Raw genomic sequence first — 19,998 nt, 5'->3', positions numbered from 1 at the left:
CGTGCCTCCTTGCAGTAGAGCTGAGTCGAGCTTTTGCCGGGCCCGTCGAGTCTAATGTTCCGTCTGTGCGGATCATGGGCGGCCCTCACCTTCCGCGCAACACGTCCGGCGGGACACGACCGGGCCCGGCACCACCATCGGTACCGGGCGCAGGTCAAGAGCGCGGGCCGCGCCCCCTCGGGGGGCGCGGCCCGGTTGCATCATGCGGTTCCGCCGCGTGGGCTTGATCAGCCACAGCGGACCCGCTGCCGGGGGGACCGCCGCCGTACCCGGACGGCGCTTCCCGCGGAGCGCTTACGCGCGGCCGGCCGACTTCTGCGTCTTACGGGTGACCGCGTCGATGACGACGGTCGCCAGCAGGACGCCACCGGTGATCATGTACTGGACCGGCGAGGCGATGCCCTCCAGGGCCAGGCCGTACTGGATGGACACGATGACCAGTACACCGAGCAGCGCGTTCCACGTGCGCCCGCGGCCACCGAACAGCGACGTACCACCGATGACCGCCGCGGCGATCGCGTTCATCAGCAGGTCACCGCCACCGGCACCCTGGTTGGCGGAGGCGATCTTCGAGGCGATGAACAGACCGCCGATCGCGGCGAACGTGCCGGAGATCGCGAAGACCGAGATCCGGACCATATCCACGTTGATACCGGCACGCCGAGAGGCCTCGACGCTGCCACCGAGGGCGAAGATCTTGCGGCCGTACGCGGTGCGGCGCAGCACGAAGTCGGTGATCAGCAGCACGCCGACGAAGATCACCACGGCCAGCGGCAGACCCTTGTACTGGTTGTAGACGGCCGCCACGGCGAAGGCGACGATCGCCAGCAGCACCGTGCGCAGGATGGTCTCGCTCAGCGGCCGGGACGGCACACCGGCGGCCTCGCGCCGCCTGTTGCCGAAGTAGGAGCTGAGGAAGAAGATCACCGTCACCGCGAGGGCGAGCCCGTAGGAGGCGGCCACGTCGGAGAAGTAGTAGCTGGTCAGCTTGGCGACGAGGCCCTCGCTGTCCAGGTTGATGGTGCCGCTGTCACCCAGGATCTGGAGCATGAAGCCGTTCCAGAACAGCAGACCGGCCAGGGTGACCGCGAACGCCGGCACACCGATCTTCGCGAAGAAGAAGCCGTGGATCGCGCCCGCGACGGTGCCCGTCAGGATGGCCAGCACGAAGGCGAGCCAGGCGTTCATGCCGTGGGTGACGGTCAGCACCGCGTAGGAGGCGCCCGCGACACCGGAGACCGAACCGACCGACAGGTCGATCTCGCCGAGCAGCAGCACGAAGACGATACCGACGGCGATCATGCCCGTGCCGACCATGGCGACGGAGATGTCGGAGAGGTTGCCGGCGGTGAGGAAGTTGGAGTTCAGGCTCTGGAAGATGATCCAGATGATCGCCAGACCGATGACGACCGGAATGGCACCGAGGTCACCGGCCTTCAACTTGCGCTTGAACTCGGTGACATAGCCCTTGAGGCCCTGCTCACGCACCAGCAGCCGGGGGTCGACGGCGGTGACGGCCTGGGCGGCCGCCTCGGGGTTCTCCACGACGTGGTCCTCGGCGGGCGTGGAGGTCTTGTCGATGCTCACTTCTTGATCTCCCCATTGCTGCGCGCCGCACGACGGGTCACGGCGTTGTCCGTGGCGCCGGTGATGGCGGAGATGATCTCTTCCTGCGAGGTCGACTTGACCTCGAAGACGCCGTTGTTGCGCCCCAGACGCAGCACCGCCACCTTGTCGGCGACGGCCTTCACGTCGGCCATGTTGTGGCTGATGAGGATCACGGCGTAACCGCGCTCGCGCAGGCGCTCCACGAGGTCGAGGACCTGGGCGGTCTGCTCGACACCGAGGGCGGCGGTGGGCTCGTCGAGGATGACCAGCTTGGGCTCGCCGAGCATGGAACGGGCGATGGCCACGGTCTGACGCTGACCGCCGGAGAGCGAGGCGATGGGGATGCGGACGCTGGGGATGCGGATCGACAGCTGGTCCAGCAGCTCACGCGAGCGCCGCTCCATCTCGACCTCGTCCAGGACACCGCGCTTCACGACCTCGCGGCCGAGGTAGAGGTTGCCGACAACATCGATGTTGTCGCACAGCGCGAGGTCCTGGTACACCGTCGCGATGCCCAGGCTCTGGGCGTCGTGCGGCTTGTTGATCTGTACGGGCTTGCCTTCCCATTCGATGACGCCCTCATCGATGGGGTGCACACCGGCGATCGTCTTGACCAGCGTGGATTTTCCGGCGCCGTTGTCGCCGACCAGGGCGACCACCTCACCGGCGTGGACCTCAAGCTCTACGTCGGTGAGCGCCTGAACGGCACCGAAACGCTTGGAGACCCCGCGCAACGCCAGCACGGGCGTAGCGGACACGTGAACCATCTCCTTCGCCGCCTGACCCGGCGGGAGGTTGTGCAGAAGATTAGGGGGATATTCCGTCCGGCGCCCCGCGACGAGCTTGCGGGGCTGGTGACTGCGGGGCGCCGGAGGAGCCTAGTTCGCCAGTCCCGTACGGGAATTCAAGAGGGAATTCCCGTACGGGGAAAGGGCTCGCGGTCTATTACTTCAGACCGATCTTGTCGCAGGCCGCCTTGAACTGGGCCGTGCAGATGTCGGCGACCGTGTAGACGCCGTCCTTGACGACGGTGTCCTTGATCTTGTCCTTGGTCAGCGACTGGACCGGGACCAGGACCGACGGGACCTGCTGGGTGGTCGGGCTGTCGACCTTGTCCTTGGCTATCGAGTCGAGCGTCTTGCCCTGGGCGAGCGCGACGGCCATCTCGGCGGCGGCGTCGGCCTCGGGGGCGTACGGCTTGTAGACGCTCATGAACTGCGTACCGGCGACGATGCGCTGCACACCGGCGAGCTCCGCGTCCTGGCCGGTGACCGGGATGTTGTTGATCCCGGCGGCCTTGAGGGCGGTGATGATACCGCCGGCCATGCCGTCGTTGGCGGAGTAGACGCCGATGATGTTCTTCTTGCCGAGGGCGGAGATGGCGCCCTCCATGTTGGTGTTGGCGTTCTCCGGCTTCCAGTCCTTGGTGTCGTACTCCTTGCCGACGTTCACCTTGCCGTCGAGCACCTCGTGGGCGCCCTTCTTGAACTGTGCGGCGTTCGGGTCGGTGACGGAGCCGTTCATCATGACGATCTTGCCGGACTTGGCCTTGGAGCCCAGCGCGTCGAGGAGGGCCTGACCCTGGGTCTTGCCGACGGTCTCGTTGTCGAACGAGGTGTAGGCGCTGATCGGGCCCTGCGCCAGACGGTCGTAGGCGACGACCGGGATGCCGGCGTCCTTCGCCTTCTGGACCGAGTTCTTGATGGCCGCGGAGTCCACCGCGTCCACGATCAGCACGTCGACCTTGTTGGTGATCATGGTGTCGACCTGCTGGTTCTGCTGGCTGGCGTCCTGCTTGGCGTTGGCGTAGACGACCTCGCCCTTGCCGTTCGTGAGCTCCTTGACCTTCTTCTCGATCAAGGGGCGGTCGAACTTCTCGTAACGCGCGGTCTGGTTCTCGGGGAGAAGCAGACCGACCTTGATGGCGTCGCCCTTGTTGGTGCTCGGGGACGACGAGGCGGAGCCACCACCGGACTCCTTGGCGCTGCCACAGGCGGCCAGCGAGACGGCCATGGCACCAGCAGCAACGGCGAAGGCCGCACGACGCATACGCGTGTTCACTTCAGAAACCTCCCTGACGAGGCCGCGTCGTTGCGGCCGAGGTGGCTGGAAGTCAACTCGGCCGCACGTGCGACGTCAAGAAGTAAATCCTTAACGAGATGGCAACGGTGCCATCCGTTCTCTAAGTGAAGGCAGGGGCAACGGCAGGTAGGGTTCCCTCCAAAAGGGTCGAATCGCCCATCTCGCTGAGTGCCAGAGCAAGCGCTCCCAGCACCTCCGCGCGGCCCCCGAGAGCCCCTGGCAACACCGAGAGCTGGCGGGCGGCACTGGGGATCGCGTACCGGCCGACCGACTCCCTGATGGGCCCGAGAACCAGCTCCCCGGCCTCGGCGAGATCACCGCCCAGGACCACCCGGCTCGGGTTCAGCAGATTGCAGAGATTGGCGACTCCACTGCCGATGTGGCGGCCGACGTCGGCGATCACCCGACGGCAGCCCGGATCACCGTCCCGAGCCAGCCTGACCACGCCTTCCATGGTCAGATCGGCGCCATGGCTGGGCTGGAGCAACGGCAGCACGTACCGCGCCGCCGCGAACGTCTCCAGGCATCCGCGGTTGCCGCAGCGGCAGACCGGACCGGATTCATCAAGGGTGATATGCCCGATTTCTCCGGCCGTGCCCCCGGGGCCCCGGTAGATCTTGCCCTCGATCACCAGACCGGCGCCGACACCGCTCGCCACCTTGATGTACGCCAGGTCCTTGACCCCTCGGCCGCTGCCCCAGACCAGCTCGCCCAGGGCGCCGAGGTTGGCGTCGTTGTCCACGTGCACCGGCACGCCGAGCCGCCCCCGCAGCTCCTCGGCGGGCCTGGCGCCGGTCCAGCCCGGCAGGATGGCGGTGGAGCCGAGTGTGCCCGACTCGACGTCGATGGGGCCGGGCACCCCGAGACCCACGCCGGCGATCTTGGAGCGGTCCACTCCGGTGGCCTCGATCAGCCTGCTGACCAGCTGTTCCGCCCGGTCGAAGCCCTGCGCGGCGGAGGCGTCCACGTCCAGCGGTTCGGCCTCCTCGGCGAGCACCTGGTGGGCGAGGTTCCCGATCGCGACGCGCAAATGGGTGTGCCCGAAGTCGACGCCGATGACGATGCCGGCGTCGCCGCTGAGGGAGACGCTGCGGGCCCTGCGGCCACCCGATGACGTGGGCGTGACCTCGACGGTTCCGCCGTCCTTGAGTTCCCGAACGATGTTGGAGACCGTCGCCGCCGACAGGCCCGTCGTCCTCGCGATCTCCGCCTGCGTGAGGGATCCGGCCAGCCGCACGGCGCGTACAACCCGCTCCAGGTTGGCTCGGTGCAGCGACGACTGCGACCCTGGAGTCTCCACGACGACCTCCTGAGCACGGGGCCGCCTCGATGAGGCCCCGCCTACGTCCAACTAGTGAACTCTAAGCTGAGCCGTTCGGGTTGCCTCCCGTCAAGAGGTTGAACCGCATCCGGGTCCTTGGACACAGCTACGCGCGCCGCCCCGGAGCGAGGAGCGGCGCGCGCACGGACCGCTGTGGAACGCTGGGCTCCGGCCGGGTCTACTTAAGCGTCGCGGACGTCAGTCCGGCCTGCACCTGACGCTGGAAGGACAGGTAGACCGCCAGCATCGGGATCATGGCGATTGTCACACCCGCGAAGAGAACGGGCAGGTCAGAGGCATACCCCTGTTGCTGCTGGAGCTGGATGAGGCCCTGGGTGAGGACATAGCGTTCGGGGTCGTCGCCGCTCTGCGGCTGCATCAGGACCGTCGGCAGGATGAACTGGTTCCACTGACCCAGGGTGTTGAAGATCCCGACGCTGATCAGACCCGGCTTCGCCATCGGAAGCATCACCTGGAAGAAGGTCCGGGTGTGCGAGGCTCCGTCCAGGACCGCCGCCTCGAAGACCGCCGTAGGCAGGGTCCGGAAGAAGGCATGCATGAAGAACACCGTGAACGGCATCGAGTAGGCGATGTAGACCAGGATCAGGCCCTGGTAGGTGTTCAGCATGTCCAGCCGTTTGACCATGAAGAACAGCGGGACGAGGGCGAGGAACACGGGGAACATCGCGCCCGCGACGAAGAAGTAGTAGAGCAGCCGGTTGCCCGGGAACTGGTAGCGGGCGATCACATACGCGGCCATCGAACCGAACAGCATCGTCAGCGGCACGGAGAAGACCAGCACGATGACGGTGTTCAGAAAGTAGTCGCCGATGCCCTTGTCCCACGCGCGCCGGAAGACGTCGAAGGACCACTCGTGCGGCCAGCCGAAGGCCGAGCCGCCGATCTGCGCGTCGGTCTTGAAGGAGCTGAGCACCAGCCACAGTAGCGGCAGCACGATCAGCAGGGCCCACAGGGCCAGGAAGCCGTGCGAGAAGACGTTCAGGACGACGCCTTCGCCCGGGCGGTGGCCGGCGCGGGCCGGCGCCTTGCTCACCGGGGCCCCGGAGGGGGCCGTGCCGGTGGCGGGGGTCTCCTTGAGGGGTGCACTCATCGTCGTTACTCCCGCTCAGAACTCGATGCGCTCGCGGCGGGTGGCGCGCAGCGTGACCACGGACAGGACGAGGGTGAGCAGCAGCATGACGACGCCCATGGCGCAGGCGTAGCCGCTCTTGCCGAAGTAGAGGAAGTTGCGCATCATCACGGTCGACATGACGTCGCTGTGATGGTCGGGGCCGCCGCCGTAGGCGCCCATGTTCTGGGTCATCGAGGAGACCAGGACGAACATGTCCATGGCCACGATGCCCAGGTACACCCAGGCCGTCTGCACGGTGTCCCAGAGCAGCGGCAGGGTGATGCGGAAGAACGACTGGGACCGGTTCGTCCCGTCGATCAGGGCCGCCTCGTAGATGTCCTTCGGAATGGACTGCATGGCGGCCGAGAACAGCACCAGGTAGAAGCCGACGCCGTGCCAGACCACGACCAGGATCAGTGCCCACAGGACCAGGTTGGGCTCGTTGAGCCATTCCACCGGGTTGTTCCCGTCGACCAGGCCCAGCTTGATCAGGAAGCCGTTGAGCAGACCGCCGCCGTCACTGCGGTACACCGCGTTGAACAGCACCGCGAGAATCGCCAGCGACAGAACCTGCGGAAAGAAGTACACGATCTTGTAGAACTTCGATCCGCCCACGCCCTGCACTCCACCGGCCCGTCCGCGGCCGCCCGCGTTCACCATGAAGGCGAAGAAGAGGGCGAGCAGAATGGTGATCACCGGGATGAACACCAGAAACAGGATGTTGTGCCAGATGGCCTGCAGGAAGACGTCGTCCTGCAAGAGCGCGCGGTAGTTGTCGAGTCCGACGAACTTGAAGGTCTGCGACTGGCCTTTCCAGTCGGTCAGCGAATAGCCGAACGTCTGGATGTACGGCCAGATCACGAAGATCAGATAGAGCGCCACGGGGACGAAGAGAAATCCCGCGACGAACCGGTACTGCCCTCTGCGCATAGGCGTGCCTGCCCCTGGTGTGCCGTGCGGGCCGGAAACCACCGAATACGACGGTTTCCGGCCCGGAATGCGGTCGGTCGAGCGAGCTCAGTCGTGGTGGTTCTTCTTGCTGGCCGGGTCCTGGGCCTGCTTGTCGACCGCGGCCTGACAGCGCTTCAGCCACTCCGCGGGCTGGATGCGCTTGGCCATGAGCTCGTTGGACGCGTTCTGGATGGCGGTGTCCATCTCGCTGTACCAGTCGGGGTAGAGGTAGCGGAAGGTGTTGGAACCGGCCGCCTTGGACGCCTCGACGGTGGACTGCGTACCCGGACGCAGCGTCACGCTCGAGTCGACCCCGTCCTGGAGGATGGTGAGCGAGTTGGCCTGCTTGGCAAAGAGCGTCGACCACTCCTTGGAGAGCATCCGCCGCATGAACTCCTTGGCCGCGGGCAGGTTCTTGGCCTTGGCGGGGATGATGAAGGGCTCGCCGGAGCCGGCCCGGATCGCCTCGAAGGGCATCTGGCTGCCGGACAGCAGCGGCATCGGCAGGAACTTCATGTCGAAGTCCGCCGGGGTCTGCTTGAGCTGCTCGTTCTCCAGCCAGGAGCCGCAGGTGATGAAGGCGGCCTTGTACTGGTTCCAGCGGGTCTGCGACTCGGTGTGGGTCAGGCCGTTCGTGCCGGGCATCAGCAGGCCCTTCTCCACGACCTCGTAGACCGCCTCGATGCCCGCCTTGGCGGCGTCGGACCCCACGAACGCCTTCGGGTCGAGGTTGTCGATCGCCTTGACGGCGTCGATGCCGCCCTTCTTGGCGATCATGTCCATGATGGCGACATTGATGTAGTACGGGTACTTGCCCTGGTGGGCGAGGCCGCCGATGCCCTGCTTCTTGGCGTCCTGACAGATGGCGAGGAAGTCGTCCCAGGTCTTCGGTGCGTCCCAGCCCTTCTCCTTGAAGAGCTTGCCGGAGTACCAGAGGCCCCACACCGTGTAGATGTAGTTGAGGGCGACGACCTTGCCCTCCTGCACGCCCGGGTCGAGGGTGCCGGGGATGAGGGTGTCGCGGACCTTCTTGCTCGGGTCGTCGACGGACGGCGCGTCGAGGACCTCGGCGAGGTCCAGCAACTGGCCGTTCTTGTACAGCACGTCGACCTTGATCTGCTGGGCGCCGGAGTCGTCCACGATGTCCGGCGGGTTGCCGGCGTTGAAGCGGGGCTGCAGCTTGCCCGTGATCTCCTGGGTGCCGGTGTGGGTCGAGGTGATGCCCAGCTTCGTCTGGTAATCGCCCTCCCACGCCTTGGCATAGTCGTCGCCGTAACCGCCCTTGAAGATGACGACGTCGAGCTTGCCGCCCTTCTCCACACCGAAGGGGTTCGTCTTGGACGTCGTCCCCTTGGTTTCCTTGTTACCGGAGTCGTCGCCCCCGCCACCGCTGGCGCACGCGGAAAGGAAGCTCATCGTGGGGACGGTGATCAGACCGAGCGCGGCGGACCGCTTGATCAGATCGCGGCGGCCGACGCCTTGGCGGGTGGTGTTCTCGCCGGAAGTGGATCCCATGCTCAAGTCCTCGCCTTCTCCAGGACTCAGGCGGTGAACCGGATCCTCCCCGGCACCGCGGTGATGGTGAAGCTGGGGTCGTGCACGAGGGATTAGTCGGGTGGTACGACAGTCGGCCATGTCCGAAACGCAGCCGCCCCCCGATTCCCACCGGTCATACCTGTCCATAGCCGCCGCACAGATGGCCGCCGGGACGCCGACAGGTATAGTCCACTTCCCGCCAACTGGGCAAGATCGAATGCAAGGTTGACGCTTTGCTTTTCCGAGTTGAGACCTCGCGGAAATAAGGGATGCTCGTGCGCCCCACGAATGGGATATCAACCGCAATGAGCCCGAATGCCACACCCAACACCCTTGACACCATGGGTCACTTGACTACCTACTGGTCCTTGCGCAGCGAGTTGACAACGTTGTCCATATTTTCTCAGCGCACGGAGGGTGCTTGCGTATGCAGCACAGATCTCGGCACAGATGGGCTCCGACGGCGGTCGTCGCAACGGCCGCCTTCGCTTTGCTCGTGGCCGCACAGGGCGCGGCCACGGCACTTCCCGCCCAGGCGGCGCCCGCCGACCGGGAGTTCGCCTCGTCGTTCGAATCGGGTGAGCCCGCGCCGACATGGCTGAACACCGTCGACACGGCGGCGGACGGTTCGAAGAGGGCGTCCGGCGTGGACGGCGGTTATACGACCGGCATCCCGGGCAATGTGACGGACGAGGTCAGCGGTGTCCGGGCCAGCGCGGAGAACACGGGCGGCGGTGAGGTCAAGGAGAACCTGATCGACGGCGAACCGGGCACCAAGTGGCTCACGTTCGTCCCGACCGGCTGGGTGGAGTTCGACTTCGACGCGCCGGTCAAGGTCGTGACCTACGCCCTGACGTCGGCCAACGACGTCGCGGAGCGCGACCCGGCCGACTGGACCCTGCAGGGCTCCACGGACGGCAAGGACTGGAAGACCCTCGACACCCGCACCGGCGAGTCGTTCGGCGAGCGCTTCCAGACGCATTCCTACGATCTCGCCGAGCCGGCCGAGTACCAGCACTTCCGGCTGGACATCGCCAAGAACCACGGCGCCGACCTCCTGCAACTCGCCGACGTGCAGTTCTCCACGGGCAACAGCACCGAGCCCACGCCCAAGGACATGCGCACGTTGGTGGACCGCGGCCCGATCGGCTCCCCCACCGCCAAGGCGGGCATGGGCTTCACGGGCAAGCGGGCGCTGCGGTACGCCGGGACGCACACGACGAGCGGGCGGGCGTACTCGTACAACAAGGTCTTCGACGTGAACGTGCGCGTCGAGCGGGACACCGGGCTGTCGTACCGGATCTTCCCGTCGATGGCGGACGGGGACCGGGACTACGACGCCACGAACGTCTCCGTCGACCTGGCCTTCACCGACGGGACCTATCTGAGCGGCCTCGGGGCGCTCGACCAGCACGGGTTCGCGCTGACCCCGCAGGGGCAGGGCTCGGCCAAGGTCCTGTACGTCAATCAGTGGAACAACGTGGCGTCGCGGATCGGGTCGGTCGCGGCCGGCAAGACCGTGGACCGGATCCTGGTCGCCTACGACTCGCCCAAGGGGCCGGCCAAGTTCCGCGGCTGGCTGGACGACGTGGCTCTGAAGGTCGCACCGCCGGACAAGCCCAAGGCGCACCTGTCCGACTACGCGCTGACGACCCGTGGGACCGACTCCAGCGGCGCCTTCTCCCGGGGCAACAACTTCCCGGCGACGGCCGTGCCGCACGGCTTCAACTTCTGGACGCCGGTGACCAACGCGGGGTCGCTGAGCTGGCTGTACGACTACGCCCGGGCCAACAACGACGACAATCTGCCCACCATCGAGGCGTTCAGCGCCAGCCATGAGCCGAGCCCGTGGATGGGCGATCGGCAGACGTTCCAGGTGATGCCGTCGGCTGTCTCCGGCACCCCGGACACCGGCCGTGCGGCACGGGGGCTGGCCTTCCGGCACGAGAACGAGATCGCGCGCCCGTACTACTACGGGGTCACCTTCGAGAACGGACTGAAGGCGGAGATGACGCCGACGGACCACGCGGCGGTGCTGCGGTTCACCTACCCGGGTAACGACGCCAGTGTGATCTTCGACAACGTGACCGAGCAGGCGGGGCTGACGCTCGACAAGGATAACGGGATCGTCACCGGCTTCTCGGATGTGAAGTCCGGGCTGTCGACCGGGGCGACACGGCTGTTCGTCTACGGCGTGTTCGACGCGCCCGTGACCGACGGCGCCTCCTCGGGGGTGAAGGGGTACCTGCGCTTCAAGCCGGGCGCCGACCACACAGTGACCCTGCGCCTCGCCACCTCGCTCATCAGCATCGACCAGGCGAAGGACAGCCTGGGCCAGGAGATCCCCGACGGGACCTCTTTCGACTCGGTCAGGAAGTCCGCGCAGCAGGCGTGGGACAAGCTGCTCGGCAAGGTCGAGGTCGAGGGGGCGTCGGCCGACCAGCTGACCACGCTGTACTCCTCGCTCTACCGGCTCTACCTCTACCCCAACTCCGGTTTCGAGAAGGTCGATTCCACCTACCGGTACGCCTCCCCCTTCTCCCCGATGACGGGGCCGGACACGCCCACGCACACCGGCGCGAAGATCGTCGATGGCAAGGTGTACGTGAACAACGGCTTCTGGGACACCTACCGGACGACCTGGCCGGCGTACTCGTTCTTCACACCGAAGCAGGCGGGCGAACTGGTGGACGGCTTCGTCCAGCAGTACAAGGACGGCGGCTGGACCTCCCGCTGGTCCTCGCCCGGCTACGCGGACCTGATGACGGGCACCTCGTCGGACGTCGCGTTCGCGGACGCCTATGTGAAGGGTGTGAAGTTCGACGCGCAGGCCGCCTACGACGCGGCGGTCAAGAACGCGACGGTCGCACCGCCCGCGTCCGGGGTGGGCCGCAAGGGCATGGCGACCTCCCCGTTCCTCGGCTACACCAGCACCGCCACCGGTGAGGGCTTGTCGTGGGCGATGGAGGGCTACGTCAACGACTATGGCATCGCGCAGATGGGCCGGGCGCTCTACGAGAAGACCGGCAGGAAGCGCTACCAGGAGGAGTCGACGTACTTCCTCAACCGAGCCCAGGACTACGTCGACCTCTTCGACGCGAAGGCCGGCTTCTTCCAGGGCCGGGACGCGCAGGGCAACTGGCGCTTGGACTCGTCCACGTACGATCCGCGGGTGTGGGGCTACGACTACACGGAGACCAACGGCTGGGGCTACGCCTTTACGGCCCCGCAGGACAGCCGGGGCCTGGCGAACCTGTATGGCGGCCGCACCAAGCTGGCGGACAAGCTCGACGAGTACTTCGCGACGCCCGAGACGGCCTCCCCGGAGTTCGTCGGCTCCTACGGGGGTGTCATCCACGAGATGACCGAGGCGCGCGATGTCCGTATGGGCATGTACGGGCACTCCAACCAGGTCGCCCACCACGTGATCTACATGTACGACGCGGCGGGCGAACCCTGGAAGGCTCAGGCGAACGTCCGTGAGGTCCTCTCCCGGCTCTACACCGGCAGCGAGATCGGCCAGGGTTACCACGGCGACGAGGACAACGGCGAGCAGTCGGCCTGGTACGTCTTCTCGGCCCTCGGCTTCTACCCGCTGGTGATGGGCAGCGGCGAGTACGCCATCGGATCGCCGCTGTTCACCAAGGCGACGGTGCACCTCGACAACGGCGAGAAACTCGTCGTCAACGCGCCGAAGAACAGCACCAGGAACGTGTACGTCCAGGGCCTGAAGGTGAACGGCAAGCAGTGGACGTCGACGTCGCTGCCGCACTCGCTGCTGTCCAAGGGCGGGGTGCTGGACTTCGACATGGGTCCGCGGCCGTCGGCCTGGGGCACGGGGAAGAACGCGGCCCCGGTGTCGATCACTCAGGACGACAAGGTGCCCTCTCCCCGTGCGGACGTGCTGAAGGGCGACGGAGCGCTGTTCGACAACACGTCGGCGACGGAGGCCGACGTGACGAGCGTGGACCTTCCGGTCACGGGCGCCACCAAGGCCGCGCAGTACACGCTGACGTCGCCGGCGGACCACACGAAGGCACCCACGGGCTGGACCCTGCAGGGCTCCCAGGACGGCGCGCAGTGGACCACCCTGGACGAACGCTCGGGTGAGTCCTTCGCCTGGGACCGGCAGACCAGGGCGTTCTCGATCCCGCGCACCGGCTCGTACACGCACTACCGCCTGGTCCTGATCGGGGCGTCGACCCTGGCGGAGGTGGAGCTGCTGGCCTGACCCACCGCACGGACAGGGCGGGCGCGGAGTTCCCTCCGCGCCCGCCCCTCGTTTTCCCGCGACCGCCGCTCAGCCCACCGCGAGAGTGTCGGTGATCTCCTGGGCACCGTCCTCACCGCGCCCTCTGCGGGGCTCGCCGTGGCGCGGCCGTCGACCTTCAGCGACTGCACGTACGGGACCTCATGGCCGCGCCCTCGGCGCGTATGTCGATGTCGCCGCCGCGCGGCCGGTCGATGTGGACACGCGGGAACAGGGGTGACGCCAGGACGAGTTCGGCCCGGGACGGCACCTGCGGATACATGCCGAGCACCGAGAGGACGTACCAGGACGAGATCGCCGAGGCCGTCGTGGCCCGGGATGCCCCGGGCTTCGTCGACCAGAGCCTGCTCATCGCGGCCGCCTGCGGCACCTGGACGGAGTGGGTCCGGGCCCGTTCCCGCCCAGTGTCAGCCTTACGGGCGAACGACCTTGACATCGTTGTCTGTTCAGGGAGTACAGTCATGTACAGACCATCCCGACAACGTTGTCGCCGCCGCGGGCAGCGCACAAGCCACTTATCACCCGGTCCGACCCTCTCCCCCCGGGTCGGACCGGCTCGCGGACCGGGTGGCTCACACACCGGCCACCCGGTCCGCCCGAGTACCTCGAACCACGCGGCTGGCACTGGATGTTGACGTTCCGTCATCCACGGTGCGGAGCGAGGACGCCGGCCCGCAAGGTGCCCCCTTCGCCATGCGCACCCCCGCCGCCCCCGCACGGACGACGCCGGCGAATCAACCCGACGTGTTCCCCGAGCCGCGAAACGTCACTCGTGGGAGCGGTGTTGGCCGCCCTGGGGGGCGCGCGGGGCAACCCGAGTGCTCCCCTGGTCATCTATCTGTACGAACACGGCGAGCGGGGAGAGGGCGCACTGTGCACGGTTCCGGTACGGACGGTGGCCACAAGGAGGGCACCGCCGGTTCCTGGTGGGCGGCCGCGGTGGCGAACCTCCTCATCGGGATGGCCGCGATCGTCCCGGGCGTGTGCGTGCGCTGGCTGCTCAGCCGCTATGCGCTGATGCCCTGCGGCGGGGGGTTCGGCTGCGCCAAGCAGTCGCCCGACCATGCGATCGGCATGATGCTCGGCGCGGTCCTGGGAGGCGCGTTCGTCCTCGGCATGATCCTGGTCGTGGACATCCTCATGCCCTGGCAGGAGGGCAGACCGCTGAACCTGTGGCTCGGCATGACCACCCTGGTCCCGGCGCCGTTCGCGATAGCTCAGGCCGCGGGGTGGATCTGAGGGACCCCGCACGGGCGGGCAAAGGCATCGGGCCGCAACCCCTTGCCGGGGTTGCGGCCCGATGGCGACCGTACCGGACCGCCAACGGGCGGCCCTGACCGCTTACTTGCGGATCAGGTTGCGCAGCACGTACTGCATGATGCCGCCGTTGCGGTAGTAGTCGGCCTCACCGGGGGTGTCGATGCGGACGACCGCGTCGAACTCGACGCCGCTGTCGGTGGTGACCTTGACCGTGCGCGGCGTGGTGCCCTCGTTCAGCTCGGTGACGCCGGAGATGGAGAAGGTCTCCTGACCCGTCAGGCCGAGGGACTCGGCGCTCTGGCCCTCCGGGAACTGGAGCGGCAGAACGCCCATGCCGATGAGGTTCGAGCGGTGGATGCGCTCGTAGGACTCGGCGATGACGGCCTTCACGCCGAGCAGCGCGGTGCCCTTGGCCGCCCAGTCGCGGGACGAGCCGGAGCCGTACTCCTTGCCGGCCAGGACGACCAGCGGGATGCCCTGCTCGATGTAATTGCGCGAGGCGTCGTAGATGAACGACACCGGCGCGTCGGCCTGGGTGAAGTCGCGGGTGTAGCCGCCCTCGGTGCCCGGCGCGATCTGGTTGCGCAGCCGGATGTTGGCGAACGTACCGCGGATCATGACCTCGTGGTTGCCGCGGCGCGAGCCGTAGCTGTTGAAGTCACGGCGTTCCACACCGTGCTCGGTGAGGTACTTGCCGGCCGGGGTGTCGGCCTTGATCGCGCCGGCCGGGGAGATGTGGTCGGTGGTGACCGAGTCGCCCAGCTTCGCGAGGACACGGGCACCGGCGATGTCGGTGACCGGGGCCGGCTCCATCTGCATGCCCTCGAAGTACGGGGGCTTGCGGACGTACGTCGACTCCGCGTCCCACTCGAAGGTGTTGCCGGTGGGGATCGGCAGCGACTGCCACTGGGCGTCGCCGGCGAAGACGTCCTGGTAGGACTTGTTGAACATGTCCTCGCCGATGGCGTTGGCCACGACGTCGTTGACCTCGGCCTCGGTCGGCCAGATGTCCTTCAGGTGGACCGGGTTGCCATCCTGGTCGGTGCCCAGGGCGTCCCTGGTGATGTCCACCTTCATGGAGCCCGCGAGGGCGTATGCGACGACCAGCGGCGGGGAGGCCAGGTAGTTCATCTTGACGTCGGGGTTGATGCGGCCCTCGAAGTTCCGGTTGCCGGAGAGGACCGAAGTGACCGCGAGGTCATGGTCGTTGACGGCCTTGGAGACCTCCTCCGGCAGCGGGCCGGAGTTGCCGATGCAGGTGGTGCAGCCGTAACCGACCAGGTTGAAGCCGACCTTGTCGAGGTACGGGGTCAGGCCCGCCTTGTCGAAGTAGTCGGTGACGACCTTGGAGCCCGGAGCGAGGGTGGTCTTGACCCACGGCTTGCGGGTCAGGCCCTTCTCGACCGCCTTCTTCGCCACGAGCGCCGCGGCGACCATGACGTACGGGTTGGAGGTGTTGGTGCAGGAGGTGATGGCCGCGACCGTCACCGCACCGTGGTCCAGCGTGTAGGTCGTGCCGTCGGGGGCGGTGACCTGGACCGGGTTGGACGGCACGCCGTTGGCGGACGCCGGGGCGTCGGAGGCCGGGAAGGACTCCTTGCCCGCCTCGTCGGCGGTGTCCACGTAGTTGCGGACGTCGACCTTGAACTGCTCGGCGGCGCCTGCCAGGACGATGCGGTCCTGCGGGCGCTTCGGGCCGGCGATCGACGGGACGACCGTGGACAGGTCCAGCTCGAGCTTCTCGGAGAAGTCCGGCTCGGCCTTCGGGTCCAGCCAGAGGCCCTGCGCCTTGGCGTAGGCCTCGACCAGCGCGACCTGCTGGTCGCTGCGGCCGGTCAGGCGCAGGTAGTTCAGGGTCTCGTCGTCGATCGGGAAGATCGCGGCGGTGGAGCCGAACTCCGGCGACATGTTGCCGATGGTGGCGCGGTTGGCGAGAGAGGTGGCGGCGACGCCCTCACCGTAGAACTCGACGAACTTGCCGACCACACCGTGCTTGCGGAGCATCTCGGTGATGGTCAGCACCAGGTCGGTGGCGGTGGTGCCGGGCTTGAGCTCACCGGTGAGCTTGAAGCCGACGACGCGCGGGATGAGCATGGAGACCGGCTGACCGAGCATCGCGGCCTCGGCCTCGATGCCGCCGACGCCCCAGCCGAGGACGCCGAGGCCGTTGACCATGGTGGTGTGGGAGTCGGTGCCGACCAGGGTGTCGGGGTAGGCCTGGCCGTTGCGCACCATGACCGTGCGGGCCAGGTGCTCGATGTTCACCTGGTGGACGATGCCGGTGCCCGGCGGGACGACCTTGAACTCGTCGAAGGCGGTCTGGCCCCAGCGCAGGAACTGGTAGCGCTCCTTGTTGCGGCCGTACTCCAGCTCGACGTTCAGCTTGAAGGCGTCGTTCGTGCCGAACTTGTCGGCGATGACGGAGTGGTCGATGACCAGCTCGGCGGGGGCCAGCGGGTTGATCTTGGCGGGGTCGCCGCCCAGTTCCTTCACGGCCTCACGCATGGTCGCGAGGTCCACGACACACGGGACGCCGGTGAAGTCCTGCATGATCACGCGAGCCGGCGTGAACTGGATCTCCTGCGACGGCTGGGCCTGGGAGTCCCAGCTGCCGAGGGCGCGGATGTGGTCGGCGGTGATGTTCGCGCCGTCCTCGGTGCGGAGCAGGTTCTCCAGCAGGACCTTGAGGCTGTACGGCAGGCGGGCCGAGCCCTCCACCTTGTCCAGCCGGAAGATCTCGTACGACTCGTCGCCCACCTGCAGCGTGCTGCGGGCGTCGAAGCTGTTCGCCGACACGACAGTCTCCTTCATTGATGTGCGCGTACCACCGCAATCCTGCCGCCACGACGACTTGGCCGATCAGCTAAGGTAAGACTAAGTTAGGTAAGCCTTACTAAGTCGGCGGCTGCGGGGCGCCCCGGCAGATATCTCGATGTCGAGATAACTCTAGTACATGGGGGCGTGATGGTCATGCCCGGCCCTGCTCTGCCCTGCCCTCGGCGTGGCCGAGCACGTACCGCCACCCCGTGTCACGCTTGCCGGAAGGGCCGAGGCCCTCCGACGGCACGGCAGCGAAGGAGTGCGGGCATGGACGCGAAGGAGTTCATCCGGACGGTTTCCGAGCGCACAGGGCTCACCCGGCAGGAAGCGGCCGACCTCACCCGGGCCACCCTCGAGACACTCACCCACCGGCTGAGCACGGTCGACGCCCGGGACCTGGAGGCGGAGCTCCCGGACGGCCTGGCGGAGTCCGTGCACCGGGGGACCACGACACGCATCGAGCACTTCGGCTGGGAGGACACGGTGCTCCGTGTGGCCGAGCGCAACATGCTCAAGGAGGACGAGGTGGACCGGGGCATCCGCGCCGTACTGGTGGTCCTGCGCGAGGCCGTCGCCGAGAAGGAGTTCACGCATCTGATGTCGCAGCTCGGAGCCGAGTTCTCCCGCACCCTCGAGTCCGCCGGCTGAGCACTTCCCCGCCCGCTCCGCGCCCCCGACAGCCTTCGGTATGCCATCAGTTCGGCGAGTCGGGGTATCCGGACCGAGTCGGCAACCAAAGGAAACCCTCGCATGTCACTCACGTTCCGCAAGACTTTCCGGATCCTGCCCGGAGTGCGCCTGAACATCAACAGGCACTCCTGGTCCATCACCACCGGCGGGAAGAGCGGGCCCCGCCACACGCGCAGCAGTACGGGACGTCGTACGACATCAATGGATTTGCCGGGACCTTTCGGGTGGCGTCGCACCCGTTCCACCAGGAGTCACTGACGGTCACTCACCCAAACGGACCCCTCAAGGGGCGCCATCTCATATCTGAGATAGCCTCGACCTCATGTCAGACGACTACCTCGTACGCATCGGCAGGCTCATCCGTGACGCCCGGCAGCACCGTGGCTGGACTCAGGCCCAGCTCGCCGAGGCGCTTGGCACCAGCCAGAGTGCCGTGAACCGCATCGAACGTGGCAATCAGAACCTCAGCCTTGAGATGATCGCCCGAATCGGTGAAGCCCTGGACAGCGAAATCGTCTCCCTCGGTTACGCGGGTCCCATGCACCTGCGGGTGGTCGGCGGTCGCCGGCTGTCCGGCGCCATCGACGTGAAGACGAGCAAGAACGCGTGCGTGGCCCTGCTGTGCGCGTCGCTGCTCAACAAGGGCCGCACGGTGCTCCGCCGGGTCGCGCGCATCGAGGAGGTGTACCGCCTGCTCGAGGTGCTCGGGTCGATCGGTGTGCGCACCCGCTGGATCAACGACGGCGTCGACCTGGAGATCGTGCCGCCCGCCGACCTCGACCTGAACGCCATCGACGCCTCGGCCGCCCGCCGTACGCGCTCCATCATCATGTTCCTCGGTCCGCTGCTGCACCGCATGGACCGTTTCAGGCTGCCGTACGCGGGCGGCTGCGACCTGGGCACGCGCACGGTCGAGCCGCACATGATCGCGCTGCGCCGGTTCGGGCTCGACGTCACCGCCACCGAGGGGTACTACCACGCCGTGGTGGACCGGTCCGTCGCCCCCGGACGGCCGATCGTGCTGACCGAGCGCGGGGACACCGTGACCGAGAACGCGCTGCTGGCGGCCGCGCGCCACGACGGGGTCACGGTCATCCGCAACGCCTCCTCCAACTACATGGTCCAGGACCTGTGCTTCTTCCTGGAGGCGCTCGGCGTCGAGGTGGAGGGCATCGGCACCACCACGCTCACCGTGCACGGCGTGCCGAACATCGACGTCGACGTCGACTACTCCCCCTCCGAGGACCCGGTCGAGGCCATGAGCCTGCTGGCGGCCGCGGTCGTCACCGAGTCCGAGCTGACGGTGCGCAGGGTGCCGATCGAGTTCCTGGAGATCGAGCTCGCGGTGCTGGAGGAGATGGGGCTCGACCACGACCGCACGCCCGAGTACGTCGCCGACAACGGCCGGACCCGGCTGGTGGACCTGACCGTGCGGCCCTCCAAGCTGGAGGCGCCGATCGACAAGATCCACCCGATGCCGTTCCCGGGCCTGAACATCGACAACGTCCCGTTCTTCGCGGCCATCGCGGCCTCCGCGCAGGGCAAGACGCTGATCCACGACTGGGTCTACGACAACCGCGCGATCTACCTGACCGACCTCAACCGTCTCGGCGGACGGCTGCAACTCCTCGACCCGCACCGGGTGCTGGTCGAGGGCCCGACGCGCTGGCGCGCCGCCGAGATGATGTGCCCGCCCGCGCTGCGGCCCGCCGTGGTCGTGCTGCTGGCGATGATGGCAGCGGAGGGCACGTCCGTGCTGCGGAACGTGTACGTCATCAACCGCGGCTACGAGGACCTGGCCGAGCGGCTCAACTCGGTCGGCGCGCAGATCGAGACGTTCCGGAACATCTGACGGCGGCGACCGGCGTCCGGACCGGCCGGCCGGGGGCGTGCGGGCCGCACGTCCTTGGCCGGCGGCCGCCCGCGTACCAGGCGGCCGCCGGGGGCACTAGGGCGTGTATTGAGTCGTGATCAATTTGTGGGATGTGCCTTCGCGGCGGGGGCCCGATCCGGTAGACCCTCTTGCGTGACGCGAGTGCAACTGACGGACCCGGAGTGGGAGTTCATCGAGCCGTACCTGCCGATCGGCGCGTACGGCCCGTACCCCGAGCGGCTGCGGCAGCAGTTCGAGGGCGTGATCTGGCGGTTCAGGACCGGTGGACAGTGGCGGGAGATGCCGCAGGAGTTCGGTGCCTGGTCGACCGTCCACAACCGCTTCCGTCAATGGCGTGATGCCGGGGTCTTCGAGGCCCTGCTGGAGGGCTTGATCGCGGAAGCCTCGAAGCGGGGTGAGGTGGACCTGTCCCTGGTCAGCATCGACTCCACCAC

The 19,998-nt window shown here is 67.4% G+C and carries 14 protein-coding genes and 1 pseudogene; 6 read left to right on the top strand and 9 right to left on the bottom strand.

Annotated elements, in window-relative coordinates:
- Window positions 1-294 precede the first annotated feature (294 nt).
- The 7 genes from ACWDA7_RS01420 to ngcE form a co-directional block, all read right to left on the bottom strand.
- Window positions 295-1,587: a sugar ABC transporter permease gene (locus ACWDA7_RS01420; protein ID WP_450602172.1), complete on the bottom strand. Its 1,293-nt coding sequence runs from the start codon at window positions 1,585-1,587 to the stop codon at window positions 295-297.
- Window positions 1,584-2,375: an ATP-binding cassette domain-containing protein gene (locus ACWDA7_RS01415; RefSeq protein ID WP_359394273.1), complete on the bottom strand. Its 792-nt coding sequence runs from the start codon at window positions 2,373-2,375 to the stop codon at window positions 1,584-1,586. The genes ACWDA7_RS01420 and ACWDA7_RS01415 overlap by 4 nt, the downstream gene beginning before the upstream one ends.
- 178 nt (window positions 2,376-2,553) lie before the next feature.
- Window positions 2,554-3,657: a substrate-binding domain-containing protein gene (locus ACWDA7_RS01410; protein WP_450602341.1), complete on the bottom strand. Its 1,104-nt coding sequence runs from the start codon at window positions 3,655-3,657 to the stop codon at window positions 2,554-2,556.
- 133 nt (window positions 3,658-3,790) lie between these two features.
- A complete protein-coding gene (locus ACWDA7_RS01405) occupies window positions 3,791-4,990 on the bottom strand; it encodes an ROK family transcriptional regulator (protein WP_450602170.1) in 1,200 nt (399 codons plus the stop codon).
- 199 nt (window positions 4,991-5,189) lie between these two features.
- Window positions 5,190-6,122, bottom strand: a complete 933-nt coding sequence (locus tag ACWDA7_RS01400; RefSeq protein WP_432933943.1) for an ABC transporter permease subunit — start codon at window positions 6,120-6,122, stop codon at window positions 5,190-5,192.
- A 15-nt stretch (window positions 6,123-6,137) separates the two neighbouring features.
- Window positions 6,138-7,073: a carbohydrate ABC transporter permease gene (locus ACWDA7_RS01395; RefSeq protein WP_450602169.1), complete on the bottom strand. Its 936-nt coding sequence runs from the start codon at window positions 7,071-7,073 to the stop codon at window positions 6,138-6,140.
- 87 nt (window positions 7,074-7,160) lie between these two features.
- Complete coding sequence (gene ngcE, locus ACWDA7_RS01390) at window positions 7,161-8,609, bottom strand: N-acetylglucosamine/diacetylchitobiose ABC transporter substrate-binding protein (RefSeq protein WP_359394267.1); 1,449 nt, start codon at window positions 8,607-8,609, stop codon at window positions 7,161-7,163.
- Between the two features lie 448 nt (window positions 8,610-9,057).
- On the opposite strand from ngcE, the gene ACWDA7_RS01385 reads away from it, so the two are divergent.
- Window positions 9,058-12,861 (top strand): GH92 family glycosyl hydrolase, encoded by a 3,804-nt coding sequence (locus ACWDA7_RS01385; protein WP_450602167.1) that lies wholly within the window; start codon window positions 9,058-9,060, stop codon window positions 12,859-12,861.
- Window positions 12,862-12,989: 128 nt separating this feature from the next.
- Here the strand turns inward: ACWDA7_RS01385 and ACWDA7_RS01380 are convergent.
- A pseudogene (locus ACWDA7_RS01380) lies at window positions 12,990-13,258 on the bottom strand (glycoside hydrolase domain-containing protein); the annotation flags it as partial.
- A gap of 515 nt (window positions 13,259-13,773) precedes the next feature.
- On the opposite strand from ACWDA7_RS01380, the gene ACWDA7_RS01375 reads away from it, so the two are divergent.
- The gene (locus ACWDA7_RS01375) at window positions 13,774-14,139 is read left to right on the top strand and encodes a hypothetical protein (RefSeq protein ID WP_450602166.1); all 366 of its coding nucleotides are present in this window, start codon (window positions 13,774-13,776) and stop codon (window positions 14,137-14,139) included.
- Between the two features lie 102 nt (window positions 14,140-14,241).
- Here the strand turns inward: ACWDA7_RS01375 and acnA are convergent, their stop codons facing one another.
- Window positions 14,242-16,956, bottom strand: coding sequence for an aconitate hydratase AcnA (gene acnA, locus ACWDA7_RS01370; RefSeq protein WP_450602165.1), 2,715 nt, complete (start codon window positions 16,954-16,956; stop codon window positions 14,242-14,244).
- A gap of 291 nt (window positions 16,957-17,247) precedes the next feature.
- Between acnA and ACWDA7_RS01365 the strand changes: the two genes are divergently transcribed.
- The 4 genes from ACWDA7_RS01365 to ACWDA7_RS01350 all read left to right on the top strand — a co-directional run.
- Window positions 17,248-17,628, top strand: coding sequence for a DUF2267 domain-containing protein (locus ACWDA7_RS01365; protein ID WP_450602164.1), 381 nt, complete (start codon window positions 17,248-17,250; stop codon window positions 17,626-17,628).
- 102 nt (window positions 17,629-17,730) lie between these two features.
- On the top strand, window positions 17,731-17,928 hold the full coding sequence (locus ACWDA7_RS01360) for a DUF4236 domain-containing protein (protein ID WP_360989866.1): 198 nt from the start codon (window positions 17,731-17,733) through the stop codon (window positions 17,926-17,928).
- 64 nt (window positions 17,929-17,992) lie between these two features.
- Window positions 17,993-19,522, top strand: coding sequence for a helix-turn-helix domain-containing protein (locus ACWDA7_RS01355; RefSeq protein ID WP_450602163.1), 1,530 nt, complete (start codon window positions 17,993-17,995; stop codon window positions 19,520-19,522).
- A gap of 174 nt (window positions 19,523-19,696) precedes the next feature.
- A partial coding sequence (locus ACWDA7_RS01350) for a transposase (protein ID WP_450602162.1) occupies window positions 19,697-19,998 on the top strand: 302 nt, incomplete at its 3' end.

The organism is Streptomyces sp. NPDC001156 (assembly GCF_053598275.1).
The sequence above is the reverse complement of the archived record's forward strand: the minus strand, read 5'-3'. Positions and strand labels throughout refer to the sequence as shown.

Bases quoted from the DNA above. Each gene is read 5' to 3' on its own strand.
- ACWDA7_RS01415 (WP_359394273.1), bottom strand. From the start codon at position 2,375: ATGGTTCACGTGTCCGCTACGCCCGTGCTGGCGTTGCGCGGGGTCTCC.
- ACWDA7_RS01410 (WP_450602341.1), bottom strand. From the start codon at position 3,657: ATGCGTCGTGCGGCCTTCGCCGTTGCTGCTGGTGCCATGGCCGTCTCG.
- ACWDA7_RS01400 (WP_432933943.1), bottom strand. From the start codon at position 6,122: ATGAGTGCACCCCTCAAGGAGACCCCCGCCACCGGCACGGCCCCCTCC.
- ACWDA7_RS01395 (WP_450602169.1), bottom strand. From the start codon at position 7,073: ATGCGCAGAGGGCAGTACCGGTTCGTCGCGGGATTTCTCTTCGTCCCC.
- ngcE (WP_359394267.1), bottom strand. From the start codon at position 8,609: ATGGGATCCACTTCCGGCGAGAACACCACCCGCCAAGGCGTCGGCCGC.
- ACWDA7_RS01385 (WP_450602167.1), top strand. From the start codon at position 9,058: ATGCAGCACAGATCTCGGCACAGATGGGCTCCGACGGCGGTCGTCGCA.
- ACWDA7_RS01365 (WP_450602164.1), top strand. From the start codon at position 17,248: ATGGACGCGAAGGAGTTCATCCGGACGGTTTCCGAGCGCACAGGGCTC.
- ACWDA7_RS01360 (WP_360989866.1), top strand. From the start codon at position 17,731: ATGTCACTCACGTTCCGCAAGACTTTCCGGATCCTGCCCGGAGTGCGC.
- ACWDA7_RS01355 (WP_450602163.1), top strand. From the start codon at position 17,993: ATGTCAGACGACTACCTCGTACGCATCGGCAGGCTCATCCGTGACGCC.